At 67.8% G+C, this 25660-nt stretch carries 25 protein-coding genes and 1 tRNA gene; 18 read left to right on the plus strand and 8 right to left on the minus strand.

What is annotated here, in order from left to right; translation table 11 throughout:
• Nucleotides 1-13: 13 nt before the first annotated feature.
• From ACK4I0_RS01750 to lpdA, 6 genes are all read left to right on the plus strand, one after another.
• A complete protein-coding gene (locus ACK4I0_RS01750) occupies nucleotides 14-331 on the plus strand; it encodes an FtsB family cell division protein (RefSeq protein WP_409607706.1) in 318 nt (105 codons plus the stop codon).
• 123 nt (nucleotides 332-454) lie between these two features.
• Complete coding sequence (gene pdhA, locus ACK4I0_RS01755; RefSeq protein ID WP_135063222.1) at nucleotides 455-1480, plus strand: pyruvate dehydrogenase (acetyl-transferring) E1 component subunit alpha; 1026 nt, start codon at nucleotides 455-457, stop codon at nucleotides 1478-1480.
• Nucleotides 1477-2871: a pyruvate dehydrogenase complex E1 component subunit beta gene (locus ACK4I0_RS01760; RefSeq protein WP_409607401.1), complete on the plus strand. Its 1395-nt coding sequence runs from the start codon at nucleotides 1477-1479 to the stop codon at nucleotides 2869-2871. The genes pdhA and ACK4I0_RS01760 overlap by 4 nt, the downstream gene beginning before the upstream one ends.
• Complete coding sequence (locus ACK4I0_RS01765; RefSeq protein WP_409607403.1) at nucleotides 2868-3185, plus strand: DUF5076 domain-containing protein; 318 nt, start codon at nucleotides 2868-2870, stop codon at nucleotides 3183-3185. The genes ACK4I0_RS01760 and ACK4I0_RS01765 overlap by 4 nt, the downstream gene beginning before the upstream one ends.
• Complete coding sequence (locus ACK4I0_RS01770) at nucleotides 3182-4477, plus strand: pyruvate dehydrogenase complex dihydrolipoamide acetyltransferase (protein ID WP_409607708.1); 1296 nt, start codon at nucleotides 3182-3184, stop codon at nucleotides 4475-4477. Before ACK4I0_RS01765 ends, ACK4I0_RS01770 begins: the two co-directional genes overlap by 4 nt.
• Nucleotides 4478-4557: 80 nt before the next feature.
• Nucleotides 4558-5964, plus strand: coding sequence for a dihydrolipoyl dehydrogenase (lpdA, locus tag ACK4I0_RS01775; protein WP_409607405.1), 1407 nt, complete (start codon nucleotides 4558-4560; stop codon nucleotides 5962-5964).
• 124 nt (nucleotides 5965-6088) lie between these two features.
• On the opposite strand, the gene ACK4I0_RS01780 is transcribed toward lpdA, so the two are convergent.
• The 3 genes from ACK4I0_RS01780 to ACK4I0_RS01790 form a co-directional block, all read right to left on the minus strand.
• A tRNA-Arg gene (locus ACK4I0_RS01780) sits at nucleotides 6089-6165 on the minus strand.
• A gap of 21 nt (nucleotides 6166-6186) precedes the next feature.
• Nucleotides 6187-6492 carry an ETC complex I subunit gene (locus tag ACK4I0_RS01785; RefSeq protein ID WP_409607407.1) on the minus strand — a complete coding sequence of 102 codons (306 nt, stop codon included), beginning with the start codon at nucleotides 6490-6492 and terminating at the stop codon, nucleotides 6187-6189.
• A gap of 64 nt (nucleotides 6493-6556) precedes the next feature.
• Nucleotides 6557-7804: a class I SAM-dependent RNA methyltransferase gene (locus ACK4I0_RS01790; RefSeq protein ID WP_409607409.1), complete on the minus strand. Its 1248-nt coding sequence runs from the start codon at nucleotides 7802-7804 to the stop codon at nucleotides 6557-6559.
• Nucleotides 7805-7958: 154 nt separating this feature from the next.
• On the opposite strand from ACK4I0_RS01790, the gene ACK4I0_RS01795 reads away from it, so the two are divergent.
• Nucleotides 7959-8594 (plus strand): glycine zipper 2TM domain-containing protein, encoded by a 636-nt coding sequence (locus tag ACK4I0_RS01795; RefSeq protein ID WP_409607411.1) that lies wholly within the window; start codon nucleotides 7959-7961, stop codon nucleotides 8592-8594.
• A 201-nt stretch (nucleotides 8595-8795) separates the two neighbouring features.
• Nucleotides 8796-9542, plus strand: coding sequence for an SDR family NAD(P)-dependent oxidoreductase (locus ACK4I0_RS01800; protein ID WP_409607413.1), 747 nt, complete (start codon nucleotides 8796-8798; stop codon nucleotides 9540-9542).
• A gap of 6 nt (nucleotides 9543-9548) precedes the next feature.
• On the opposite strand, the gene thiS is transcribed toward ACK4I0_RS01800, so the two are convergent.
• Nucleotides 9549-9746: a sulfur carrier protein ThiS gene (gene thiS, locus ACK4I0_RS01805; protein WP_409607415.1), complete on the minus strand. Its 198-nt coding sequence runs from the start codon at nucleotides 9744-9746 to the stop codon at nucleotides 9549-9551.
• Between the two features lie 107 nt (nucleotides 9747-9853).
• Here thiS and aroQ point away from each other — a divergent pair, with 107 nt between their 5' ends.
• The 4 genes from aroQ to aat are packed head-to-tail and all read left to right on the plus strand — an operon-like array spanning nucleotide 9854 to nucleotide 12902.
• On the plus strand, nucleotides 9854-10336 hold the full coding sequence (aroQ, locus tag ACK4I0_RS01810) for a type II 3-dehydroquinate dehydratase (RefSeq protein WP_409607417.1): 483 nt from the start codon (nucleotides 9854-9856) through the stop codon (nucleotides 10334-10336).
• Nucleotides 10337-10339: 3 nt separating this feature from the next.
• Nucleotides 10340-10849 carry an acetyl-CoA carboxylase biotin carboxyl carrier protein gene (accB, locus tag ACK4I0_RS01815; RefSeq protein ID WP_409607419.1) on the plus strand — a complete coding sequence of 170 codons (510 nt, stop codon included), beginning with the start codon at nucleotides 10340-10342 and terminating at the stop codon, nucleotides 10847-10849.
• 8 nt (nucleotides 10850-10857) lie between these two features.
• Nucleotides 10858-12210 (plus strand): acetyl-CoA carboxylase biotin carboxylase subunit, encoded by a 1353-nt coding sequence (accC, locus tag ACK4I0_RS01820; protein WP_409607421.1) that lies wholly within the window; start codon nucleotides 10858-10860, stop codon nucleotides 12208-12210.
• Nucleotides 12207-12902 (plus strand): leucyl/phenylalanyl-tRNA--protein transferase, encoded by a 696-nt coding sequence (aat, locus tag ACK4I0_RS01825; protein ID WP_409607710.1) that lies wholly within the window; start codon nucleotides 12207-12209, stop codon nucleotides 12900-12902. Before accC ends, aat begins: the two co-directional genes overlap by 4 nt.
• Here aat and ACK4I0_RS01830 read toward each other — a convergent pair.
• On the minus strand, nucleotides 12869-13540 hold the full coding sequence (locus ACK4I0_RS01830; protein ID WP_409607423.1) for a DUF2155 domain-containing protein: 672 nt from the start codon (nucleotides 13538-13540) through the stop codon (nucleotides 12869-12871). The two genes, aat and ACK4I0_RS01830, sit on opposite strands and share 34 nt — an antisense overlap.
• Complete coding sequence (locus tag ACK4I0_RS01835) at nucleotides 13537-13932, minus strand: NADH:ubiquinone oxidoreductase subunit NDUFA12 (protein WP_409607425.1); 396 nt, start codon at nucleotides 13930-13932, stop codon at nucleotides 13537-13539. Before ACK4I0_RS01835 ends, ACK4I0_RS01830 begins: the two co-directional genes overlap by 4 nt.
• A 238-nt stretch (nucleotides 13933-14170) precedes the next feature.
• On the opposite strand from ACK4I0_RS01835, the gene ACK4I0_RS01840 reads away from it, so the two are divergent.
• From ACK4I0_RS01840 to ACK4I0_RS01850, 3 genes are all read left to right on the plus strand, one after another.
• Nucleotides 14171-16489, plus strand: a complete 2319-nt coding sequence (locus ACK4I0_RS01840) for a TSCPD domain-containing protein (protein ID WP_409607427.1) — start codon at nucleotides 14171-14173, stop codon at nucleotides 16487-16489.
• Nucleotides 16490-16539: 50 nt separating this feature from the next.
• Nucleotides 16540-17034, plus strand: coding sequence for a pentapeptide repeat-containing protein (locus ACK4I0_RS01845; protein WP_409607429.1), 495 nt, complete (start codon nucleotides 16540-16542; stop codon nucleotides 17032-17034).
• Nucleotides 17035-17099: 65 nt separating this feature from the next.
• Nucleotides 17100-18029: a pentapeptide repeat-containing protein gene (locus tag ACK4I0_RS01850; RefSeq protein WP_409607431.1), complete on the plus strand. Its 930-nt coding sequence runs from the start codon at nucleotides 17100-17102 to the stop codon at nucleotides 18027-18029.
• A gap of 16 nt (nucleotides 18030-18045) precedes the next feature.
• Here ACK4I0_RS01850 and aspS read toward each other — a convergent pair whose 3' ends face one another.
• The gene (aspS, locus tag ACK4I0_RS01855) at nucleotides 18046-19887 is read right to left on the minus strand and encodes an aspartate--tRNA ligase (protein WP_409607712.1); all 1842 of its coding nucleotides are present in this window, start codon (nucleotides 19885-19887) and stop codon (nucleotides 18046-18048) included.
• Between the two features lie 154 nt (nucleotides 19888-20041).
• Here aspS and ACK4I0_RS01860 point away from each other — a divergent pair, with 154 nt between their 5' ends.
• From ACK4I0_RS01860 to ACK4I0_RS01870, 3 genes are all read left to right on the plus strand, one after another.
• Nucleotides 20042-20704, plus strand: a complete 663-nt coding sequence (locus tag ACK4I0_RS01860; protein ID WP_409607433.1) for a chromosomal replication initiator DnaA — start codon at nucleotides 20042-20044, stop codon at nucleotides 20702-20704.
• 61 nt (nucleotides 20705-20765) lie between these two features.
• Nucleotides 20766-22997, plus strand: coding sequence for an RNA degradosome polyphosphate kinase (locus tag ACK4I0_RS01865; protein ID WP_409607714.1), 2232 nt, complete (start codon nucleotides 20766-20768; stop codon nucleotides 22995-22997).
• The gene (locus ACK4I0_RS01870) at nucleotides 22994-24481 is read left to right on the plus strand and encodes a Ppx/GppA family phosphatase (RefSeq protein WP_409607435.1); all 1488 of its coding nucleotides are present in this window, start codon (nucleotides 22994-22996) and stop codon (nucleotides 24479-24481) included. The genes ACK4I0_RS01865 and ACK4I0_RS01870 overlap by 4 nt, the downstream gene beginning before the upstream one ends.
• Here the strand turns inward: ACK4I0_RS01870 and rnd are convergent.
• Nucleotides 24478-25629: a ribonuclease D gene (gene rnd, locus ACK4I0_RS01875; RefSeq protein ID WP_409607437.1), complete on the minus strand. Its 1152-nt coding sequence runs from the start codon at nucleotides 25627-25629 to the stop codon at nucleotides 24478-24480. The two genes, ACK4I0_RS01870 and rnd, sit on opposite strands and share 4 nt — an antisense overlap.
• Nucleotides 25630-25660 lie beyond the last annotated feature (31 nt).

Below are 25660 nucleotides of genomic sequence, written 5' to 3' on the forward strand. Positions count from 1 at the left end.
CGTGCCCGAGTCCATGAAGCCTTACCTTCCGTCCCTGCTGCTGGGTCTGCTGATCGTCTATCTGGGCGTGCAAGCGCTGACGGGCGAGCGTGGACTGCTGAGCGGCGCCGAGCGCGAAGCGCTGCTGATGCGGCGTGAGGCCCAGTTGGCGAGGCTGACCGAACAGCGCAGGGATCTTGAAGTCCGCGTCCGCTATCTGCGCACCGACAATCTGTCGCGCGATCTTCTGGAAGAGCGTGCGCGGGCGGTGATCGGCTTCTCGGATCCGCGCGACTACGTGGTTCGTTTGTCGCCGGCGCCTTCGACGCAGGCCGCTGCGCGCCTGTCCTAAGTCCACGCTGAACTATTGTTACAAGCCGTGAAGGCGACTTTGCCTTTCGGGAACGAAGGCTGCTAAAGCCCCCTTTCCGTAACGATAAGAGGCCCCGCGCGGGGCTCAGCCGGGAGATGCCGGATGGCGAGAGCCGCCGCGAAGAAATCGTCAGACGACAAGATTCCGAACACGCCCCAGGCCTCCAAGGAGGACCTGCTGCGCTTCTACCGCGAGATGGTGCTGATCCGTCGTTTCGAGGAGCGCGCGGGCCAGTTGTACGGCATGGGCCTGATCGGCGGCTTCTGTCACCTGTATATCGGCCAGGAAGCCGTGGCGGTGGGCGTTCAGGAGAGCGTCAAACAGGGTCACGACAAGATCATCACCGGCTACCGGGACCACGGCCACATGCTGGCCGCCGGCATGGACCCCAAAGAGGTCATGGCCGAGCTGACCGGCCGCATCGGCGGCTCGTCCAAGGGCAAGGGCGGCTCGATGCACATGTTCGACGTGCCGACCGGCTTCTACGGCGGTCACGGCATCGTCGGCGCCCAGGTGGCGCTGGGAACCGGCCTGGCCTTCGCCGGCAAGTATCGCGGCGATGATTCGGTCGCCTTCGTCTATTTCGGGGACGGCGCGGCCAACCAGGGCCAGGTCTACGAGAGCTTCAACATGGCCCAGCTGTGGAAGCTGCCGGCCATCTACATCATCGAGAACAACCAGTACGCCATGGGCACGTCGATCGAGCGGGCCTCGTCGACGACCGAGCTGTTCCAGCGCGGCTCCAGCTTCGGCATTCCGGGCGAGCAGGTCGACGGCATGGACGTTCTGGCGGTTCGCGACGCCACGGCGCGCGCCGTCAAGCGCGCCCGTGAAGGCGGCGGCCCCTTCATCCTGGAAGTGAAGACCTACCGCTATCGCGGCCACTCCATGTCCGACCCGGCCAAGTACCGCACCAAGGAAGAGGTCGACGAGGTCAAGAAGACCCGTGACCCGATCGAGCACATCAAGATCCTGCTCGACCAGGCCAAGGCCACCGAGGACGAGCTGAAAGCGATCGACAGCGAAATCAAGGCGATCGTTGCCGAAGCTGTCCAGTTCGCTCAGGAAAGCCCGGAGCCCGACCCGTCCGAACTCTATACCGACGTCTATGTGGAGGCCGCCCAGTGACCGACATTCTGATGCCGGCGCTGTCGCCCACCATGGAAGAGGGCACGCTGTCCAAGTGGCACGTCAAGGCCGGCGACACCGTCAAGGCCGGTGACGTCATCGCCGAGATCGAGACCGACAAGGCGACCATGGAGGTCGAGGCCGTCGACGAAGGCGAAGTCGCCGAAATCCTGGTGGCCGAAGGGTCCGAGGGCGTGAAGGTGAACACCCCCATTGCACGCCTGTCCGGCGACGACGCCGCGCCCGCGCCCAAGACGGCCGAGGCCAAACAGGATGCGCCAAAGGCCGAGCAGGCTGGTGATCCCGAGAAAAAGGCGCCTGAGGCCGCCGAGCCGCGTCCGGAAGGCGAGGGGGCCGCGCCCGTCACGCCCAAGGTCGAGCTCCGCGATCCGGAGATCCCCGCCGACGCCAAGCTGGTGAAGACCACCATCCGCGACGCCCTGCGCGACGCCATGGCCGAGGAAATGCGGCGCGACGACCGCGTCTTCCTGATGGGCGAGGAAGTCGCCCAGTATCAGGGCGCCTACAAGGTCAGCCGCGAACTGCTTCAGGAGTTCGGCGACCAGCGGGTGGTCGACACCCCGATCACCGAGCACGGCTTCGCCGGCCTGGGCGTCGGGGCCGCCATGGCAGGGCTGAAGCCGATCGTCGAGTTCATGACCTGGAACTTCGGCATGCAGGCCATCGACCACATCATCAACTCGGCGGCCAAGACCCTGTACATGTCGGGCGGTCAGATCCGCGCGCCCATCGTGTTCCGCGGCCCGAACGGCGCCGCCAGCCGCGTCGGCGCCCAGCACAGCCAGGACTATTCCGCCTGGTACGCCCAGGTGCCCGGCCTGAAGGTCATCGCCCCCTATGACGCGGCCGACGCCAAGGGCCTGCTCAAGGCCGCCATCCGCGACCCGAATCCCGTCGTCTTCCTCGAGCACGAGATGATGTACGGGCTGGAGTTCGACGTGCCCGACGTCGAGGACTACGTCGTGCCGATCGGCAAGGCGAAGGTCCGTCGCGAAGGCAAGGACGTCACCATCACGGCCCACAGCCGCATGGTCGGCTTCGCCCTGGCCGCCGCCGAGAAGCTGGCGGAAGAGGGGATCGAGGCCGAGGTCATCGATCTGCGCACCCTGCGCCCGCTCGACCACGAAACGATCGTCGAGAGCGTCAAGAAGACCAACCGTCTGGTCTCGGCCGAGGAAGGCTGGGGCCCGATGGGCGTCGGCGCCGAGGTGGTGGCGCGCGTCATCGAGCACGCCTTCGACTACCTCGACGCGCCGCCGCTGCGGGTGCACCAGGAAGACGTGCCGCTGCCCTATGCGGCCAACCTGGAAGCCCTGTCGCTGCCCGGCGTGGACAAGATCATCAAGGCTGTGAAGCAGGTGACGGCATGAGCGAGAAGCCCGAACATCAGCTGACCACGCCTGAAAGCGTCGTGGCGGATCCCGAAGCCATCGAGATCCTGCGGATGTGGTGGTCGAAGAATGAGCCGGTGATGTCTGTAAAGCCGGCGTTCAACGATCCGATGCAGTTCGGCCGCATGCTGGCGTATGCGGCGCGCCACATGGCGCATGGCTATGCGGTGCGTCATGGCCACGACCAGAAACACGCTTACGATCGGATTCTGCTCGGCATCACTGAGGTAGTGAAGGCCGACAACGTCCAGACCGTGGCCGAGCCGCTGAGCCGTCAGGGAGGCGACGCCTGATGACCGACATCCTGATGCCGGCCCTGTCGCCCACGATGGAGGAAGGCGTGCTGGCCAAGTGGCACGTCAAGGCCGGCGACACCGTCAAGGCCGGCGACGTCATCGCCGAGATCGAGACCGACAAGGCGACCATGGAGGTCGAGGCCGTCGACGAGGGCGAAGTCGCCGAAATCGTAGTGCCGGAAGGCTCCGAGGGCGTGAAGGTCAATAGCGTGATCGCCCGCCTGAAAGGCGAGGACGGCGCGGCTGCGCCAGCGCCGAAGGCCGAGCCCAAATCGGACGCCGAAGCTCCCGTCAAGGCTGAGAAGGCTGAAGCCACACCCTCCAAGGCGGAAGCGCCCAAAGCCGAGCCGGCGAAGGCGGCCGCCTCGGCCAAGTCTGAAGACGGCGCCCGCATTTTCGCCTCGCCCCTGGCGCGCCGAATCGCGTCGCAGAACGGTGTGGACCTGAAATCGATCAAGGGCACCGGCCCGCACGGCCGCATCGTCAAGCGTGACGTCGAGGGGGCCAAGGGCGGTTCCGCCGTCGCCGCCAGCCCTGCGGCCACGGCCGGCGGCGAACCGCGCAAGGTCCAGTCGCTGGCCCAGATGGGCATTCCCGACGGCAGCTACGACCTGGTCCCGCTGGACGGCATGCGCAAGGCGATCGCGCGCCGCCTGACCGACAGCTTCCGCGACGTGCCGCATTTCCCCCTGACCATCGACTGCGAGATCGACGGTCTGTTGGCCGCGCGCGCCAAGGTCAATGCGATGTTGGAGAAGGACGGGATCAAGGTTTCGGTCAACGACTTCGTGCTCAAGGCCTCGGCCATGGCGTTGAAGGCCGTGCCCGAAGCCAACGCCAGCTACTCGCCCGAAGGCATCGCCATGCATCACAACGCCGATGTGGCGATGGCGGTGGCGATCGACGGCGGCCTGATCACCCCGATCATCCGCAAGGCCGAGACCAAGTCGCTGAGTCAGATCGCGACCGAGTCCAAGGACTTGGCCAAGCGCGCCCGCGACCGCAAGCTGAAGCCCGACGAGTTCCAGGGCGGCACCTTCAGCGTGTCCAACCTGGGCATGTTCGGCATCAAGCACTTCGCCTCGATCATCAACGAGCCTCAGGGCGCGATCATGAGCGTGGGCGCGGGCGAACAGCGGCCCGTGGTCAAGGATGGGCAGCTGGCCGTGGCCACCGTCATGACGGTGACCCTGACCTGCGATCACCGCGTCGTCGATGGCGCGGTCGGCGCCCGCTTCCTCCAGGTCTTCAAGGCTATGATCGAAGACCCGGTCACCATGCTGGCCTGACGCCAGGCGAGGGGCGGCGGCGTCGCCCCTCACGTGTCTAACTTCCGGCCGCAAGGCCTGACTGCAACGGCTTGATTCTCATGGCTGACACCTTCGATCTCATCGTCATCGGTTCGGGCCCGGGCGGCTATGTCGCCGCGATCCGCGCCAGCCAGTTGGGCCTGAAGGTCGCCATTGTCGAGCGCGAGAACCTGGGCGGCATCTGCCTGAACTGGGGCTGCATCCCCACCAAGGCGCTGCTCAAGTCCGGCGAGAAGTTCGAAAGTCTGTCGCATCTGAAGGAGTACGGCCTGTCCGCCTCGGGCGCGTCGTTCGACTTCGACGCCATCATCCAGCGCTCGCGCGGAGTGGCCAAGCAGCTGAATCAGGGCGTCGGCTTCCTGATGAAGAAGAACAAGATTGAGGTCGTGTCGGGCGACGCCAAGCTCGAGAAAGGGCAGGGAGCCCCGAAGGTCGTCGTCGCCCTTAAGGACGGCCAGTCGCGCACCCTTCAGGCGAAGTCTGTCATGCTGGCTGTCGGCGCCCGCGCCCGCGCCCTGCCGCAGATCGGTCTGGAGGCCGATGGCGAGCGCATCTGGGCCTATCGCGAGGCCATGGCGCCCAAGTCCCTGCCCAAGTCGCTCATCGTCATCGGCTCAGGCGCCATCGGCATCGAATTCGGCAGCTTCTATCGCGCGCTGGGCTGCGATGTGACCGTCGTCGAGGCGGTGGGCCGCATCATGCCCGTCGAGGACGAAGAGGTCTCCAAGGCCGCGCAGAAGTCGTTCGAAAAGCGCGGCATGAAGTTCAAGGTCGGAGCCAAGGTCACCAAGGTCTCCAAGGATTCCAAGGGCGTGAAGGTCGCTGTTGAAGTCGGCGGTAAGGCCGAGACGCTGGAGGCCGAGGTCTGCATCTCGGCGGTCGGCATCACGGCCAACACCGACGGTATCGGTCTGGAAGCGCTGGGCGTCGAACTTGACCGCGGCCACATCAAGACCGACAGCCACTGCCAGACCAACGTCAAAGGCCTGTACGCCATCGGCGACTGCGCCGGCGCGCCTTGGCTGGCGCACAAGGCGTCGCATGAAGGCATCCACGCCGCCGAGCACATCGCGGGCTTCAAGACGCCGAACGTGCATTCTCCGATCGCCGGCTGCACCTACGCCCAGCCGCAGGTCGCCTCGGTCGGCGTGACCGAACAGCAGGCCAGGGCCGACAAGCGCGAGGTCAAGATCGGCCGTTTCCCGTTCAGGGTTAACGGCAAGGCCATCGCGTCCGGCGACACCGACGGCTTCGTCAAGGTCATCTTCGACGCCAAGACCGGGGCGCTGATCGGCGCCCACATGATCGGCCACGAGGTGACCGAGATGATCCAGGGCTACGTAACCGCCATCACGATGGAGGCGACGGAAGAAGACATCCACGGCATCGTCTATCCGCACCCGACGATGAGTGAAGCGATGCATGAAGCCGCGCTAGACGCTTACGGACGTGTCATACACATCTGAGTGAGAGAGGCGGGCCTCGAACGGACGCAAAATCTCGACAACTCGTTATCGCCTAAGATATATTATGCGAAATATGGCTCACGGGGTGAGTAGCGAGGCGCTTGGTTCAATGATCGGTCAAGGTTGGCGCGCCCGGCAGGACTCGAACCTGCAACCGTCCGCTTAGAAGGCGGATGCTCTATCCGGTTGAGCTACGGGCGCCGCGCGGCGACAGTCGGGCGCTCAGTGCGTCCAGGACTGCTTGCGGTTGGTGGCGAAGTTGTCGGCGTAGGCCTTGATGATAACCGGCGGCTCCTGCGGCTCCTGCAGGCGGAACGGGATGCCGTGGCGCTCGGCATAGGCCACCGCCTCCTCGGCCGTGTCGAAGGTCAGGCGGACCTGGCCGTTCATGTCCGATGAGCTTGTCCAGCCCATCAGCGGGTCGATGGTGCGGGCCGACGCCGGCTCGAACTCCAGCCGCCAGGCCAGGCTCTTGGCCTTGCCCGACTGCATCGCCGTCTTGGCCGGTCTGTAGATGCGGGCGAGCATGGCGGCTCCTGAAAGCGGGCAGTTCGAAACGAGGCCGGTGAATAGCCCTTGGCGCGGCCGGGGTCTAGCGGCGGAACACCCCGACCAGTTCGACATGGGTCGACCAGACGAACTGATCGATAGGCGTGACGGTCTCAAGCCGGAACCCGGCGTCGACCAGAATGCGAGCGTCGCGCGCGAAACTGGTCGGATTGCACGAGACGCCGACCACCACCCCGGCCTTGGCGTCCGCGATCTGACGCGTCTGCTCCAGCGCCCCGGCGCGCGGCGGGTCGAAGATCACCGCCTCGCACCCCTTGAGGTCGAAGGGCGACAGGGGGCGGCGGAACAGGTCGCGCGCCTGGGCCTCGATGGTTCGCAAGCCCGAGCCCGTGCCGATGCCGGCCTTCAAGGCGGCGATGGCCGCACCGGACGAATCGGCGGCGATGACCTTGGCCTGCTCGGCCAGGGGGAAGGTAAAGGTCCCCGCCCCGCAGAACAGGTCCGCCACGAGCTTGGCGCCCTTGGTCGCCGCCATGGTCCGCTCGACCATCGCCGCCTCCGCCTGGGGGGAGGCTTGCAGGAAACCGCCGGGCGGCAAGGGCACGCTGGCGCGGCCGAAGGTGACGCGCGGCTGGCGCGCCATCATCAGCACCTCGCCGTCCAGGCTGAGGCGCGCCAGATCGGCGGCCGCGGCCTCGGCGATGGCCCGCGCCGCCGCGTCGCCGCTGGGGCCGCCAGACTTCTTCTCCACGCCGGTGATGTCCACGTCCACGCCCGTATCGGTCAGGGTGACATGCAGGGTCGGGGCCGACTTTGGGTGGCTCAGGAAAGGGTCTGCCACTCGCGCCAGAGCCGGCAGCAGCGCGGTCAGGCGCGGATCGGACACGGGGCAGTCCGTGATCTCCACCAGCCGCCAGGACTTGCGCGCCTTGAAACCGAGCAGCACTCGCCCCTTGGGACCGCGCCGGGCGTGCAGGGCCAGCCGACGCCGTGTCGCGGGCGGCGTGGCCACGGTCGCCTCGACCTCGGCCTCCAGCCCCTCTCGCCGCAAAGTCTCGACCACCAGGCTGCGCTTCCAAGCCAGATAGGGCTCTTCGGCCCAGTGCTGCAGCGGCGCCACCCCGCATTCGGCATAGGCGTCGGAATGCACCGGCCGCCGATCCGAGCTGGGCTCGATGATCTGAATGTCGGTCAGCCGACGATCATCGCCCAGCAGGCCGCGCACGGTCTCGCCCGGCAAAGCGCCGGTCGCGAACACCGGCCCCTCGGCGGTGTCGGCGATCCCGTCGCCCTGGTGGCCCATGCGGTCGATCGTGAAGGTGGCGGTCATGGCGGCTCTTTAGGGCCAAAGCCACGCGATGCGAAACATGAACGAAGATGAACGGCCCGCTCAAAACCCGTTCAGCTTCGGAAGCCTATTCCTGGATGCAACAGATGGGGGCCGGAACCGTTCTGCGGCCAGGTCTGGAAAGGAATTTGAACAGATGTCTTTCATCGACAACCTGCCCCGCAAAGCCGCCGTCGCCGCCGCTGCATTCGCCGCCCTGGCCGCCGCCGCCCCCGCCTCGGCTCAGTCTTATGGCTATGGCCAGCCCTACGGCTATGGCTCGTCCTACGGGTCTTCGAACTATGGCTATGGTGATCCCTGCGTCCGTGAACGCGACGGCCGCACCGGCGCCGGCGCTGTGCTCGGCGGCGTGCTCGGCGCGGTCGCCGGGTCGCAAGTGGCCGCCCGCGGTCGTCGCACCGAAGGCAGCGTCCTGGGCGGCGTCCTGGGTGCGGTCGTCGGCGGAAGCGTCGGCCGCAACAACTCCTCCAGCTATTGCGACACGCGCAGCTACGACAACCGCGCGTCCGGCTACGACTACTACGGCGAGAATTACGGCTACGACCGCTACAACGATCGCGCCTACAGCCCGCCTCCGGTGCGCTACGAGGAGCGCCGGTACGACTACGGATATGATCAAGGCTACAGCCAAGGCTATCCGGTCCAGAACTATCAGAACTCAGACGGCTGCCGCCTGGCCGAGAGCCGCATCCGCCTTCCCGACGGTCGGACAGACACCCGCTATGTGCGGACCTGCCCGGACCAGTACGGCCGCTATCGCGTCGTCGATTAATTATCAGCCCCCCTGTCGATCGACGATGTGACGGGAGCCGCCGGTGGAGAAATCCTCCGGCGGTTTCTCATTTGTGGCGCTATGCTCGCGACGCGGTCGCTCGCGGCATGAGCGCATGAGGCGCTTCATTTCGGCGGCGGATGGGCAGACCCGACCCTTGCCCATTCGCGTCCAGGCGATTTTGCATTTATGAGGCGCGGCATGACGGAAACGCCCCTCCCCCTCTCGGATCGCATCGCGCTGGTCGTCGGCGCCTCTCGCGGAATTGGATATGAATCCGCCCTTGCGTTGGCCAAGGCCGGCGCGCACGTCGTCGCCACCGCTCGCACTCAGGGCGGACTGGAAGAGCTGGATGACGCCATCTTCGCAGCGACAGGCAAGCATGCGACCTTGATCCCGTTTGATCTGGTCGACGGCGGCGCGATCGATCGACTAGGTGGCGCCCTGTTCGAACGGTTCGGCCGACTGGACGTCTGGGTTCAGGCCGCCGCCACCATGGGGGCCGAGGGGCTCACGCCGGTCAGCCATGCGGATCCGCGAATCTTCGCCAAGGTCGAAAAGATAAACTTCACGGCAGTCTATCGCCTGATCCGATCGCTGGAGCCCCTGCTGAAGGCCTCCGATGCGGCGCGTGTGGTCCATTTCACCACCAGCGTCGCCGCCGAGCCGCGCGCCTTCTGGGGCGCCTACGCCGCCACCAAGGCGGGCGCCGAGAACCTGATGCGGTGTTGGGCCGATGAGACGGAGTCGATGCCGATTCGCGTGGCTATCGTGAACCCCGGCCGAATGCGCACCCAGCTGCGCGCACAGGCCTATCCGGGCGAGGATCCGACCACCCTGCCCCATCCGTCGGAAATCGCGCCCTTGGTGGTCGATCTAGCGCGACCGGATCAGGAGCCTCCGCTCAGCGTCAGCTTCCAGGACTGGCGCGCCGCCTCGGTGAACTGAGGAGGCTCAACCCCCGCCGACGAACTGAACCAGTTCGATCCTGTCGCCCTCGGCCAGTCGCGTCTGGGCGTGCAGAGAGCGCGGGACGATTTCGAGATTGCGCTCCACCGCCACCTTGCGCGCGTCCAGAGCCAGCTCGGCGATCAGGTCGCTGATCGTCGCCGCGGATGTGTCGCGGGGCTCGCCGTTGACTTCGATCTGCATGCCGTTAGGTCAACCTGTTCCATGCGCGCTTTAACCCGCGCCTTTCGTCCGCTACAAGGCGCGCCCGATTCATGATGGCCCGCCGGGCCCCCACCCTGTCAGAGCGAATGGCCGATCACACCGTCCTCTACGTCCTGAACGGCCCAAACCTCAACCGGTTGGGCACGCGCGAGCCGGCCATTTATGGCTCGGACACGCTCGAAGACGTGCGCGCGCGGTGCGAGGCGGCGGCTCAGGGCGCCGAGGTCGTGTTTCGCCAGACCAATCATGAGGGTGAGCTGATCGACTGGGTCCAGGAAGCGGGCGACCGCGCCGGGGCGCTGGTGATCAATCCGGCCGGTTACGGCCACACCTCGGTGGCCCTGCTGGACGCGCTTCGCCTGCTGTCGATCCCGGTGATCGAATGCCATCTGTCCAATCCGGCCGCGCGCGAGCGTTTCCGGCATCGGTCCTTCGTCTCGCCGGTCGCCGTCGGCGTCATTTCGGGCTTCGGCCCGCTCAGCTATGAACTGGCCGTCAAGGCGGCGCTGGAGCTTGCGCGGGAACGCGCCCCGGCGTCGGCCCGTTCGCAAACCGATCAGGAGGCTTGAACCATGGCCGACGACAAGAAGACCCTCAAGAACGACGCCGCCGGCGAAATCGACGCCGCCCTGGTGCGCAGCCTGGCCGACATTCTCAACGATACCGATCTGACCAAGATCGAAGTCGAGCGCGGCGACCTGAAGATCAAGGTCAAGCGCGAGGTCACCGTGGCCGCCGCCCCGATCCACTATGCGCCGCAACCCGCCGCCGCGCCGGTCGCGCCTGCGTCGGCTCCCGCGCCAACGTCCATGCCCAGCGATCCCGCCACCATCGTCGCCCGCGCCGGTGAAGAGGTGAAGTCGCCCATGGTCGGCACCGCCTACCTCCAGGCCTCGCCCGAGGCTCCGGCCTTCGTGAAGCCGGGCGACAAGGTCAAGAAGGGCCAGACCCTGCTGATCGTCGAGGCCATGAAGACCATGAACCCGATCCAGGCGCCGCGTGACGGCGTGGTCTCCGAAATCCTCGTCGGTGACGCCCAACCCGTCGAGTTCGGCGAACCCCTCGTCCTGCTCGAGGCTTAAGGCCAGTCATGTTCACCAAGGTCCTGATCGCCAACCGCGGCGAGATCGCGCTTCGCATCCACCGCGCCTGCAAGGAGATGGGCATCTCCACCGTCGCCGTGCACTCGGAAGCCGACCGCGGCGCCATGTGGGTGCGCCTGGCCGACGAAAGCGTCTGCATCGGCCCCGCACCGGCGGCCAAGTCCTATCTGAACATCCCCTCGATCATCGCGGCAGCCGAGATCACCGGCGCCCAGGCGATCCACCCCGGCTACGGCTTCCTGTCCGAAAACGCCCGCTTCGCCGAGATCATCGAAGCGCACGGCATGACCTTCATCGGTCCCAAGCCGGACCACATCCGGGTCATGGGCGACAAGATCACCGCCAAGCAGACCGTCAAGGACGCCGGCATCCCGGTCGTTCCGGGCTCTGACGGCGAGGTAGAGACCGTTGAGGCCGCCATCGAGGCGTCCAAGTCCATTGGCTTCCCTCTTATCGTCAAGGCGGCCGCCGGCGGCGGCGGTCGAGGCATGAAGGTCGCCCTGACGCCCGACGATCTGGTCGAGGCCGTCCAAACCGCGCAAACCGAGGCCAAGGCCGCCTTCGGCAACGGCGCCGTCTATATGGAGCGCTATCTCCAGAAGCCGCGCCACATCGAGATCCAGGTCATCGCCGACAGCCACGGCAATGTCGTGCACCTGGGCGAGCGCGACTGCTCGCTGCAGCGCCGCCACCAGAAGGTGCTGGAAGAGGCCCCCTCGCCCGCCTTGTCCGCCGCAGGCCGCAAGCAGATCGGCGAGACGGTCAACAAGGCCATCGCCGCCATTGGCTATCTGGGCGTCGGCACGATCGAGTTTCTGTGGGAGGACGGCGAGTTCTTCTTCATCGAGATGAACACCCGCCTGCAAGTCGAGCATCCGGTTACGGAAATGATCACCGGCGTCGACCTGGTGCGCGAACAGATTCGCATCGCTGCCGGCCTGCCGCTCAGCTTCACCCAGGAAGACGTGCATTTCGAAGGCCACGCCATCGAATGCCGAATCAACGCCGAGAACGCCGAGACCTTCACCCCCTCGCCCGGCACCATCACCGACTTCCACGCCCCGGGCGGCCTGGGCGTGCGGCTGGATAGCGCCATCTACGCCGGCTATTCGATCCCGCCCTATTACGACAGCCTGATCGGCAAGCTGATCGTCCACGGCCGCGACCGCGAGGAGTGCATCGCGCGCCTGCGTCGTTCGCTGGGCGAAATGGTCGTCGGCGGCGTCGACACCACCATTCCGCTGTTCCAAAAGCTGCTGGCCGAACCCGACATCCTGTCTGGCGACTACGACATCCACTGGCTTGAAAAGTGGGCGAAACGGCAAAAGGGCGAGGCCTGACCCAGCCGGATTTCAGCGCAGGAGGACCGCCCGAAGGCTTCGGCCCGGACGAGCTCCTGCGCTGTTATGCCCGCGGCGTCTTTCCGATGGCCGAGGCCCGAGACGACGATCGGGTTTTTCTGGTCGAGCCGGATCAGCGCGGCGTCATTCCGCTGGACGCCTTCCACATTCCCTCGCGCCTACGCCGCACGGTTCGCGCAGAACCGTTCAATGTCCGGCTGAACACCGCTTTCGACGCTGTGCTGGACGCCTGCGCCGCACCGGGCAAGGATCGGGAAGATACTTGGATCAATGGCCCGATCCGCGGCCTCTATCTTCAGCTACACGCGCGCGGCCATGCGCACAGCCTGGAATGCTGGAGGGACGAGACGCTCGTCGGCGGCCTGTATGGCGTGACCCTGGGCGGCGCCTTCTTCGGCGAAAGCATGTTCAGTCGGGCGCGCGACGCCTCAAAGGTGGCCTTGGTGCATCTGGTCGCGCGTCTTCGCCGGGGCGGCTTCGTTTTGCTGGACGCGCAGTTCCTGACGGAGCATTTGAGCCAGTTCGGCGCGATCGAAACGCCCCAGGCCGCCTATCTGCGCCGACTGAAGCCGTCCCTCGCGGTCAAGCCTGACATCGCCGTGCTGAGCGCCCCGATTACAGGGGCCCAAGCGGTCGCCTACGCCTTGCAGCCTACGACCCAAGCATCATAAAGCGGATGCTGAAGCCCGCTGACGGCGGGTGCCGAGGCAAACATCCAGCCCCGGAATATCTGACGCGCCTCCGAGCCCTGCGCGCGCGGCTGAACCGAAACGTCCAGATAGGCCACCGCGTCTTCCAGAGCTTCGTCGGGCGCGGAAACCTCGCAGGCGCGGGCGCTGAAGATCAGAGCATTCTTGAAGCGCACGGGGCGTCCGCCGACCTCGACCTCGAACTTCATCGTCTCGGCCGTGACCTTGTCGATCGCCTGGACGATGGCCACGCGGCGACGCTGACGCGGGCCCGGCGTCGCCGGTTCCTCGGCGGGACGCGCGACGGTTGGCGCCGCCTCTTCTTCGGACGGGGCCTCGACCTCGGGCACGGCCGCGATCTCAGCAGGTGGCGCGGCGATGACGATAGGTGCAGCCGGAGCCGGAGCTGCCTCGGGCGCCGCCTCGACTGGAGCACTGGCGGGCGGCGGCGGCGCCTGATTTGGGCTCTGCAAGGGCGTGCGGTTGGTGTCGCGCAGCAGGTCGCCGACCGGATCCTGAACCGGGCGGGCGTCCTGGGGCTGGTCCAGCAGGGCGTTGGCTCCCGCTGCGCCTGCCGCCAGCAGGCCCGTCGCCGCGATCAGGGCGGCCGCCCGTCTCATTCGCCCGGCGTCCAGGCCTGGTAGTCGCCCGTCGCGGCGGGGCGGCGGCCCTCGGCGGCCAGCGAACCGCTGGGACGCCAGGCCATCGGCGTGCCGGTCAGATTGGGCAGATAGTCCTTCTCCCACGCGCGACGCGGCAGCGGCTCTTCGGTCGGCGGCAGGTCGAAGGTGTAATGCAGCCAGCCGTGCCAGTCGGGCGACACCTTCGATGCGTCGGCGTAGCCCTCGTAGATCACCCAGCGGCGCTTGCGGCCGTCATAGCTGACGGTGTCGCGCGACTCGTAATAGCGGTTGCCGAACTCGTCGGAGCCGACCAGCGACCCGCGCTTGGCGATCGTGAACAGGGTGCCGATCGTGGCGCCGTTCCACCAGGTGAAGATCTTGCTGAGCACGTCGTTCAATCCACGCGAAATCCGCCGCGCGGCAGGGTCCGGCGACGCGCGCGATCATAGAAACCTCGGCGTCGCGCGTCCACCATCAAGGCGACGCCCGATCCTCAAAAGCTTGTAGCGGTTCGGATCAACATCTTGGGGGTAACCCCGGCCATAGCGTCTAAATCTATGGCGGATAGCCAATCTCGCTTCTAGGCTTGATCGCGATCTTCGCCCACGAGTTGCAGGGGAGCCGCTCATGCCGCCGACCGCCAGCGCCGAGACGCCGCGCTCACGCTCGCCGCTGGAATCGCGCGAGATCGAACGCCCCAACGGCGTCGTCCGCCTTCGCGTGCCGGCCGACTGGACCCAGGCGCGCATCGACGCCTGGCTGGACTGGGCCGAAATGCACGCCCTGCCGACCGATCAGACCGACCGCCTGCTGGGCGGCGCTCCGGCTGCCTGGGCTGATACCTTGGCTGAGGGCGTCCAGGCCGACGCCCTGGTCTCGGCCGTGCGTGCCGGCCTAATCGCACCGGCGGCACACGCCCAGCCAAAGCCCGTCCTGCTGGACTTGTCTCGCCAGGACGACGCCGCGCGTTTGCGAATGCACGCGGCCGAGATCGCTGCCGACAAGCGCGCCCAGGGTGCGCTCGCCGCCCTGCAGCGCGCGCTAGAGGCGGTGACGGACGCGGTCGACCGTTGCGAAGGCGCGCCTGGCGACTGCGCCGACCCGGCCCGCAACCCCGCCCTGATGCGTGCCGCCCTCGCCGCCCGCCGCTGCGGCGCCTCCGACCTGGACATCCGCCGCGCAGCCCTGGGCGAGCGGCCCGCCCTGATTTCCTCCGCGACGCCTCGCGCGCCTCTCGTCGTCCTGTCGGCCGACTTGGATGAGGCGGCCACAGCCGACCTGCCCGCGCTTCTGCTCGAGAGCGGCGCAGTGCTGACGACGGACGCGGCGATCGCCCAGGCTTTCACCAATCCTGCTCAAGCCCAGATCGCCGTCGCCCTGTCGGTTTTGGCCGGGCTATCGGCCCAGGATACGGCGGCGCGGCTTGTCGACCTGGCGCGCCACGCAGGCGGATCGACCCTGGCGCTTTACGGCCTGGCCGATTGGGCGCTGACCCAGGCCAAGCCCGCAGAGGCGGCCCAGGCTCTGGGCGAGGCGCTGACGACCGCCGGCGTGGCCGCTGTTCCCGACCAGGATGCCGAGACCGCCCTGCGGCTAGGTCTCGCGGCCTTCGATTTGCGCGACGCGTTTGAGACCGCCGACGACGAGATCGCCTGGCGCGTTCGGCCGTCCGTGGCCCGCGCCCTGAGCCATGCCGGTGCCGACCTGGAGGCGGCCGAGCGGCACCTGTTCGGGCGGCGCACCCTGGCGGGCGCTCCCGGCGTCGATCACGATGGGCTGCGCGCGCGCGGCTTCACCGATCTGGAGCTGGCGGCCGTCGACCGGCTCGAGGACGCCTTCGTCCCGCCCGTGCTGGATCAGGGGTTCATTCGGGACGTGCTGGGCCTCGATCCCGACCAGGGCCCGATCCTGCCGCGCCTGAACCTGACGGCCGATGCGCTGGAGCAGGCCCGCGACTACGTGTTCGGTCACGCCGACCTGTCCGCTTGGACAGACGCCCCCGAAGCGCTCGCCGAGGTGCTGGCGTCTCCCGCCGTCTGGGCGAGGACGCTGGACGCAGCCTTGGTGCGCGGCCTCGGCGCAGCCCAACCGACCGAGATCATTCTGGCCTGGGACGAAGACATCCAAACGGCCGCCGCAGCGCTCACTACCGCCCTCGAACAGGGTCTGGTCGCGGTAACCCTGTCGCGCGCCGCGCCTCCGTCCGACTGGCGCCTGGAGCTGGTCGAGCCCGCACCGACGCGCACCGAAGCCGCCCCTCCCCCGCCCGAGCCCGAAGTGATCGAGCGCGTGATTGAGCGCGAACGCGCCCGGCGCAAACTGCCCGACCGCCGCAAGGGCTACATCCAGAAAGCCGCCGTCGGCGGCCACAAGGTCTATCTGCACACCGGGGAATACGAGGAAGGCGAACTCGGCGAAATCTTCATCGACATGCACAAGGAGGGCGCCGCCTTCCGCAGCCTGATGAACAACTTCGCCATCGCCATCTCCATCGGCCTGCAATACGGCGTGCCGCTGGATGAGTTTGTCGATGCGTTTGTCTTCACCCGGTTCGAGCCGGCGGGGCGCGTCACCGGCAACGATTCGATCGGCTCGGCCACCTCGATCCTGGACTACATCTTCCGCGAGCTTGGCGTGTCCTATCTGGGCCGGTCCGAGCTGGCCAACGCCGACGCGGACCCTCTGGACGCGGACGGTCTGGGCCAGGGCAAGGCCGAGGAACTGGTGCCGGCCGCCCGCTTCATCTCCAAGGGTTTCGCCCGCGGCGCCGCGCCCGACAATCTGGTCGTCCTGCCCTTCGGACGGCGCGAAGAGGCCGCGGAGACGCCGGCCCCCGTCGTGGACGCCGTGGCCTGTCCGCAATGCGGCGACTTCGCCCTGCAGCAGCGCGGCGGCGGGTGGGAGTGCGACGCCTGCGGCGCGGCGCCCCGGCTTCAAGGGCTCTAGGCGCCGACCGGCCCGCTTCTTGCTAGTCCCGGGGTGAAACGGAGCTCGCCATGAAGACCCTCGCCGCCGCCCTGACCCTCGCCGCCGCCGTCGTTTCGGCCGCCGCCCCCGCCCTGGCTCAGAACGCCGGCCAGATCGCCCGCGTGCGCGGCGGCGCAGCCTGCGCCGGCTGCAACCTGTTCCAGGGCGACTTTTCGGGCCTTGAGGCGCGGGGGATCAATCTAACCGGCGCTCGCCTCCGTCAGGCCGACATCTCCCTGGCGGTGCTCAGCAACGCGCGCCTGTCCAACACCGACATGCGCGACATCGAGGCCTATGGCGCGGTGCTGACCGGCGCATCCCTGTCGGGCGCGGACCTGACCAACGCCAGCCTTGTCGGCGCCTATCTGAACGGAGCCAATATGGCAGGCGCTCGGTTGTCGGGCGCCAATCTGTCAGGCGCCCAGCTGGGCTCCGCGCGCGGTCTGACCCAGGGCCAGCTGAGCCAGGCCTGCGGCGACGAGGCGACCGTCCTGCCGCGCGGAATGCGTATTCCCGCCTGTTGAGCGCCGCCGACCTTACCGCGATTTAAGTAGGCTTTCCGGGGCTTTGGTCGCACACCAGTCTCGTGATGAAGACCCAACCGTCCCCCATCCGTCGCCTCTCCCCCGCCTCGGCTTTCGCCCTGGTGATCGCGGCGGGCCTGTCGCTGACGGCCAGCGCGACGCCCGCCCTGGCCGGCGAAATGCACGTGACGGTCCAGGATCAGTCGGTGGCGCGGATGGTGTCGCTGGGTGGCTCCTGCAACGCGTGCGAGCTGTCGGGGCGCAATCTGTCGGGCGCGACCTTCACCGGAGCCTCCTTCCTGAACGCGACCCTGGTCGGCGCCAACCTGCGCGGCGCGGAACTGATGGGCTCCAACTTTTCGAGCAGCGACTTCACCCGCGCCGACCTGCGCGGCGTGTCGATGACGGGCGCCAACTTCTCGGAAGCTGACTTCACCAACGCCAATCTGTCGGGCGTCGAGGCCCAGGGCTCGCGCTTCATCCGCGCCCGCATGGGCAATGCGAACCTGTCGGGATCCGAGCTGATGGGCGCCAACTTCAACGGCGCGGATCTGAACAACGCCAATCTGCGCGGTTCCGAGCTGATGGGCGCCACCCTCGCCAATGTCCGCGCCGCCCGCGCCGACCTGTCTCAATCCGAGATCAACGCCGCCAATCTGTCGAACGGCGACTTCACCAGCGTCAGCTTCCGGGGTTCGGAACTGAACAGCGCGCGCCTGACCGGCGGCACCTTCACCCGAGCGGACTTCACCGGCGCAGAAATGAACCGCACCGACGTGCGGGGCACGGACCTGTCGCGCGCGCGGGGACTGACGCAGGAACAGATCGGCCGCGCCTGCGGCGACGGCGCCACTAGACTGCCGGGAAACCTTACGGCCCGCAGCTGCACGATCAGCACTCTGCGCATCGTCCGCACGCCCCCGGCGCCGCCGCGGCCGCCCGCGCCGCCGGTCCCGCCGCGCGTTCGCAACATCATCACCCTCGCCGCCGACTGAGGCCGGCGACCGCCGCTCAGGTCTTGAGCGGCAGGGCCTTGCGGATCGACAGTTCCTTCAGCTGCGCCTCGCGCACATCGGCCGGCGCATTCATCAGCAGGTCCTGGCCCTGCTGGTTCAGCGGGAAGGCGATGACCTCGCGGATCGCCGTCTGGCCCGCCAGCAGCATGACGATGCGGTCGATGCCCGGCGCCAGGCCGCCGTGCGGCGGCGCGCCGTAGCGGAAGGCGTTCAGCATGCCGCCGAACTGGTCTTCGACCACCGAGGCGTCGTAGCCGGCGATCTCGAAGGCCTTGAGCATGATCTCGGCCTTGTGGTTCCGGATCGCGCCCGAGCACAGCTCATAGCCGTTGCAGACGATGTCGTACTGATAGGCGCGAATGGTCAGGGGATCCTGGGTCTCCAGCGCCTCCAGCCCGCCCTGCGGCATCGAGAACGGGTTGTGCGAGAAGTCGACCTTCTTCTCATCCTCGGACCATTCGAACATCGGGAAGTCGACGATCCAGCAGAACTTGAACTGGTCCTCGTCGATCAGCTTCAGCTCAGTGCCCACGCGGGTGCGCGCCAGGCCGGCGAACTTGGCGAAGACGGCGGGATCCCCGGCCGTGAAGAAGGCGGCGTCGCCCTTGCCCAGACCCAGCGAGGCCATCAGCGCCTCGGTCGGCTCCTGGCCCAGGTTCTTGGCGATCGGCCCGCCCCAGGCGCCCTGATCGTCCGACCAGAAGATGTAGCCCAGGCCCGGCTGGCCCTCGCCCTGCGCCCAGGAGTTCATGCGGTCGCAGAAGGCTCTGGAGCCGCCGGTCGGCGCCGGAATGGCCCAGACCGCGTTCTTCTCGTCCGCGCCCAGTATCTTGGCGAACAGGCCGAAACCGCCGTCGCGGAAGTGATCGGACACGATCTGCATCTTGATCGGGTTGCGCGTGTCCGGCTTGTCGGTGCCGTACCAGGCCATCGACTGCGCATAGGTCAGGCGCTCGAACCCGGCGTGATCCAGCGTCTCGCCGACGTCGTTGGTGAAGGTGTGCGAGCCGTCGATGGGCGACACCGGCTTGCCCTCGGCGAACTCTTCAAACACGCCGTGCATGACAGGCTCGATCGCCGCAAAAACATCCTCTTGCGTCACGAAGCTCATCTCGACGTCGAGTTGATAGAACTCCAGCGACCGGTCGGCGCGAAGGTCTTCATCGCGGAAGCAGGGCGCGATCTGGAAATAGCGGTCGAAGCCCGAGACCATCAGCAGCTGCTTGAACTGCTGGGGCGCCTGCGGCAGCGCATAGAACTGGCCCGGGTGCATCCGGCTCGGCACCAGGAAGTCGCGCGCGCCCTCGGGCGAAGACGCGGTCAGGATCGGCGTCTGGTATTCCAGGAAGCCCTGCTGGACCATGCGGTTGCGGATCGAGGAGATGACCTTCGAGCGCAACACGATGTTCTTGTGCAGCGTCTCGCGGCGCAGATCCAGGAAGCGGTTCTTCAGCCGGATTTCCTCGGGGTACTCGGGCTCGCCGAAGACCGGCAGGGGCAGTTCGGCGGCTTCCGACAGAACCTCGACCGCCTGCACCCGTACTTCGATCTCGCCGGTGGGCAGGTTCGCGTTGGTGGTCTCGGCCGAGCGGCTGATCACCTCGCCATCGACCTTGATGACGCTTTCGGCGCGCAGACGCTCAACCGCCGCAAAGCCCGGCGTCTCGGGGTGCAACACCAGCTGCGTCAGGCCGTAGTGGTCGCGCAGGTCGATGAACAACAGGCCGCCGTGGTCGCGCTTGCGGTGCACCCAGCCGGACAGGCGAACGCTCGAGCCGGCGTCGGAGGCGCGCAGGGCGCCGCAGGTATGGGAGCGATAGGCGTGCATGGCGAAAATCGTCTGGTGTCGGCTGCGAAACAGCGGGAAATCGGAAGCGCGCTAGGGCGCATCATCCCCCTCGAAAGTCAACCACCCACAGGCCCGCGCGCTTGTCCACCACGGTGGATGGAACCGGCGTGAGCACGGCCGTGCGGGCTGCTATTGACGCCTCATGACCTCGGCCCCCGTCCCGCCCCAGCTGCGCCTGCCGCTCACCCGGGACGTCCCGGCCTGGGCGGACGATCTGGTCATTTCCGACAGCAATCGTGCGGCGGCGGCGCGCCTGGCCGACTGGCCGCGCGCGCCCGGCGACATTCTGGCCCTGCATGGACCGGCGGGCTGCGGCAAGAGCCGTCTGGCCGAGCGCTGGGCCGAGCGGCTGGGCGCCTTTCCGCTGCACGGCGCCGAGGCCGCGGTGGCCGATCCGCTGGAGCTGGAGGGGCGCGCCATCCTGCTGGATCGCGCTCAGGACGCCGACGACGAGACCCTGTTTCACCTGTTCAACCTGACCCAGTCAGGCGGCGGGTCACTGCTTCTGGTGTCCCGCGCGGCGCCGGCCCAGTGGACGGTGGACCTGCCCGATCTGCGCTCGCGCCTGGACGCCACGCCGACGGTCGGCGTCGAGGCTCCGGATGACGCGGTGCTGTCAGCCATGCTGATCGCCCGCTTCGCCGAGCGCAGCATCCAGCCCGGCGCGGGCGTGGTCGACTATCTGGTGCGCCGTATCGACCGTTCCGCCGCCGCCGCCGAAACGGTGGTCGAGCGTCTGGACGCCCTTCACCGCCCGGTCACCCGCGCCCTGGCCCGCGCCGTGATCGAGCCGGATCAGAGCTGACGGCGGGGGTGAGACCACGCGGGCGATTGCGCCTGTCATGTCCGCGGGTCACTGTCTGCGCATGACCGAGATCGCGCCTATCGCCGACGCCACCCGCGGCGAGGAAGTCCCCTCCTCCCGCGCTCCTCAGCTGGAGCTGTCGGAAGATCTGATGGCCTCGCCGTCGCGGTTCATCAATCGCGAGCTGTCCTGGCTGGCCTTCAACGGCCGCGTTCTGGAAGAGGCGGCCAACCCCAATCATCCGCTGCTGGAGCGGGTGCGTTTCCTGTCCATCTCGGCCAACAATCTGGATGAGTTCTTCATGACCCGCGTCGCCGGGCTGAAGGGCCAGGTGCGCGAGCGCGTCCGCGTGGTGTCGCCCGACGGCCTGACGCCCCTGGAGCAGCTGGAGCAGGTCAACATCGCCGCCGGCGGCCTGATGGCCGAGCAGCAGGCTCAGTGGCGTCAGCTGCGCAAGGAGATGGCCCACGCCGGCATCGAGCTGGTCGACGGCGACCGCATCACCAAGACCGAGCGCGAGCGGCTGGAGCCCGAGTTCCTGAACCAGCTGTTCGCCGTTCTGACGCCCATGGCGATCGATCCGGCGCACCCCTTCCCCTTCCTGCCCAATCTCGGCTTTTCGCTGGGCCTGAAGCTGCGTCGTCGCCGCGACAACCGGGTGCTCTACGCCCTGGTCCCGGTCCCGACCCAGGTGCGGCGTTTCTGGGCCCTGGCCACCGACGGCCGCTCGGCCCCCGGCCGCCGGCGTTTCATAAGTCTGGAATCGCTGCTGCTGCTGTTCATCGACCACCTGTTTCCGGGCTGCGACATCCTGGAGAAGGGCGTGTTCCGTCTGATCCGCGATTCCGACATCGAAATCGAGGAAGAGGCCGAGGACCTGGTCATGGAGTTCGAGGAGGCGCTGAAGCAGCGCCGCCTGGGCTCGGTCGTGCGCATCAAGATCGAGGCCTCCATGCCCGAGGATCTGCGCGCCTTCATCGTCGGCGAACTGGACGCCGCGCCTCAGGACGTGGTGCTGGTTGACGGCATGCTGGGCCTCGCCCAGCTCTCGGAGCTCATCCCCGCCGGCCACCCCGACTTGAAGTTCAAGGGCTACGAGCCCCGCTATCCAGAGCGGGTGCGCGACAACGGCGGCGACATCTTTGCGGCCGTGCGTGAAAAGGACATGCTGATCCACCACCCGTTCGAGAGCTTCGACGTGGTGGTCCAGTTCCTGCGCCAGGCCGCGCGCGATCCCAACGTCATCGCCATCAAGCAGACCCTGTACCGCACCTCCAAGGACAGCCCGATCGTCGCCGCCCTGATCGAGGCGGCCGAGAACGGCAAGAACGTCACCGCCCTGATCGAGCTCAAGGCCCGGTTCGACGAAGAGGCCAATCTGCGCTGGGCGCGTCAGATGGAGCGGGCCGGCGTCCACGTCGTCTTCGGCTTCGTGGAGTACAAGACCCACGCCAAGCTCAGCGTCGTGGTGCGGCGCGAGGCCGAGGCCCTGCGCACTTACTGTCACTTCGGGACCGGCAACTATCACCCGGTGACGGCGCGCATCTATACCGACCTCAGCCTGTTCACCTGCGACCCGGTGCTGGCGCGTGATGCGACGCGGGTGTTCAACTACATCACCGGCTACGCCACGCCCGACGAGCTTGAGGCGCTGGTCGTCTCTCCTCTGAACATGAAAGCAACGCTGATCGAATCGATCGGCAAGGAGATGTCGGCCGCCGCCAAGGGCAAGCCCGCCGCCATCTGGGCCAAGATGAACTCGCTGGTCGATCCCGAGATCATCGACGCCCTGTATCGCGCCAGCCAGTGGGGCGTGCGCATCGAGCTGGTGGTGCGCGGCATTTGCTGCCTGCGGCCGGGCGTGCCGGGCCTGTCGGAGAACATACGGGTCAAGTCGATCGTCGGTCGGTTCCTGGAGCACAGCCGCATCATCGCCTTCGCCAACGGCCACGACCTGCCGCACGACAAGGCGCGCCTGTACATCGCCTCGGCCGACTGGATGCCGCGCAATCTGGACCGTCGGGTCGAGCTGATGACCCCGGTTCGCAACGCCACCGTGCACGACCAGGTTCTGGATCAGATCATGGTCGCCAACTTCAAGGACGATGCGCAAAGCTGGACGCTGGACGGCGACGGGCGCTATCGCCGGGTCATGCCGGGCGATCCCGACCGGCCCTTCTCGGCCCACAAGTATTTCATGACCAATCCCAGCCTGTCCGGCCGCGGCCGCAAGGTGAAGACGCTGCCCGAAACGCTCAGCTATCCCCGACCCAAGACGCGGAAGCGCCGGTGACCGGTCCCAATGCGGCGCGAGACATCGCCGCCATCGACATCGGCTCCAACTCGGTGCGCCTGGTGCTGTACCGGCTCGAGGGCCGGGCGCTGTGGACCGTGTTCAACGAAAAGGTCCTGGCCGGCCTGGGCCGCGACCTGCCGGCCACCGGCCGCCTGTCGGCCGAGGGCGCGCAGACGGCGCTGACCGCGCTGCGCCGCTTCGCCGCCGTCTTGGAGGGCGTGCGCCCCGACCGCACCCTGGTGGTCGCCACCGCCGCCGTGCGCGAGGCCTCCGACGGGCCGGATTTCTGCGCGCGCGTGCTGGCCGACACAGGTCTGTCGATCCGCGTCCTGACCGGCGAGGAGGAAGCCCGCTATGCCGCGCTCGGCGTCCTGGCCGGCGCGCCCCACGCCTCAGGCGTCGCGGCCGACATGGGCGGATCCAGCCTGGAGCTGATCCGGCTCGACAGTCAGGGGATGAAGCAGGGCGTCACCCTGCCGCTCGGCCCCTTCGCCCTGGCGCAGGGCGAAGGCTTCGACGCCGACCGGCTGCGCAAGACCATCGACGCCAAGCTCAAGCCCGTGGCGGCGGGTTTTCAATCCTCGACCTTGTATGCGGTCGGCGGCGCCTGGCGCACCCTGGCGCAGGTGAACATGAACCTGCGCGACTACCCCTTGCGCGTCGTTCACCAGTACGCCCTCAGCGCCGAGGAGGCCCTCGAAACCTCGGCCCTGATCGTTCGCCAGTCGCGAGCGGGGCTGGAGAAGCTGCCGGGCGTCTCGCGCCGTCGCGCCGAAACCCTGCCCTACGCCTGCCTGGTGCTGGAGCGGCTGATCCGCCGCCTCGGACTCGAGCGAATCGAGATGTCGGCCTGGGGCGTTCGCGAGGGACTGGTCTTCGACGCGCTCGAGCCCGCCGTGCGCGACGTCGACCCTCTGATGGCCGGCAGCGCCGCCTTGGGCGCGCGCCAAGGCGTGTCTCCGGACCTGCCCGAGGCGCTGGAGGCCTGGGCGGCTCCGCTGGTGCAGGCTCTGCCGCCGGCCTTTGGCCGCGAGCGCGACGCGGTGCTGATCCGCGCCGCCTGCGCCCTCGCCGACATCGGCGCGCGACTGCACCCCGACCACCGGGTGGAGCTGACCTTCGATCAGGTGCTGCGGGCGCCGGTTCCGGGCCAGAGCCACGCCGAGCGCGCCTTCCTGGCCTCGATCATCAACGCCCGATATGGTGGTGCCCCCGCCACGCCCGAGCCGCGCACCATCGATCGGTTGCTGGACGAGCCCCAACGCCTGAGCGCTCGCGCCCTGGGCCTAGCCATTCGGCTGGCTTGCGACCTGTCAGGGCGCGCGCCCGGCCTGCTGCAGAAGACGCGTCTGACCCTGACGCCGACCGAAATCAAGCTCGGCGCGTCCGATCGCCCCGAGGTCCTGCTGGGCGATCAGACCCGACGCCGCGCCAAAGCCCTGGCCGAGGTCATGGGACTTAAGCTGACGATCGAGAGCTAGCCCTCGATTTCCACCACCTCGACCCGGGCGCCGTTCAGCACAAGGGCGATCTCGCCGCGCTTCAGCTTCAGCGCGTCCTCCCCGAACAGCTGGCGGCGCCAGCCGGTCAGGGCGTCGACCTTGGCGTTGTCGTCCAGGGCGATCTTTTCCAGGTCGGCGACATTGGCGATCAGCTTGGTCGCCACGCCGGCGTTGTCGCTCTTCGCCTTGAGCAGAACCTTCAGCAGCTCGACCACCGACGGCGGCGCGGGCTGGTTGTGTGCCGGGCGATCCAGCTTGGGCGCATGGGCCTCCGGGTCGGCCATGACACGCTTCAGCTCGGCGATCAGCTCCTGCCCTAGGCGCGAGCCGCCAAAGCCCTTGGGCGCCGAACGCAGGCGGTTGAAGGCCTCTACGTCGGTCGGCGCCTGGGTCGCGATCTCGTCGATGGCGTCGTCCTTCAGGATCCGGCCGCGCGGTTGGTCCCGCTCCTGCGCGGCGCGCTCGCGCCAGACGGCGGTCGCCTTGAACGCCGCCAGATACCTGGCCGAGAACCGCTTGGGCTTCAGCCGCTTCCAGGCGTTTTCAGGGGTGGTGTCATAGAGGGCCGGATCGACCAGCCCCTGCATCTCGGCCATGACCCAGTCCAGTCGGCCGTCCTTGGCCAGACGATCGCGCAGCTTGGGATACAACGCCGCCAGGTGCGTCACATCACCCAGCGCATAGGTCAGCTGCGCGTCCGAAAGCGGGCGTCGCGCCCAGTCGGTGAAGCGGCTGCCCTTGTCGACCTCCTGGCGCAGCATCTGGCGCACCAGGGCCTCATAGCTGACCTGGTCGCCAAAGCCCGCGGCCATGGCGGCCACCTGGGTGTCGAACATCGGCGAGGGCATGGCCCCCAGCTTGACGAAGATTTCGACATCCTGGCGCGCGGCGTGGAAGACCTTGATGATCTTCGGATCACGCAGCAGGGCCAGGAAGGGCTCAAGGTCGAGGTCCTCGGCCAGAGGGTCGATGATGCCCGAGTGCTCGGCCGACGCCGCCTGGATCAGGCACAGCTTGGGCCAATAGGTCGTCTCCCGCATGAACTCGGTGTCGACCGCGATGAAGGGAGCGTTGGAAAGACGCGCGCAGAAGTCGGCCAGCGCGTCGTTGGTGGTGATTGGCGTCATTCCGATGCTATAGCCCGCGCCGACGCCGTTG

It is taken from the genome of Brevundimonas sp., assembly GCF_046295775.1.
Taxonomy (GTDB): domain Bacteria; phylum Pseudomonadota; class Alphaproteobacteria; order Caulobacterales; family Caulobacteraceae; genus Brevundimonas.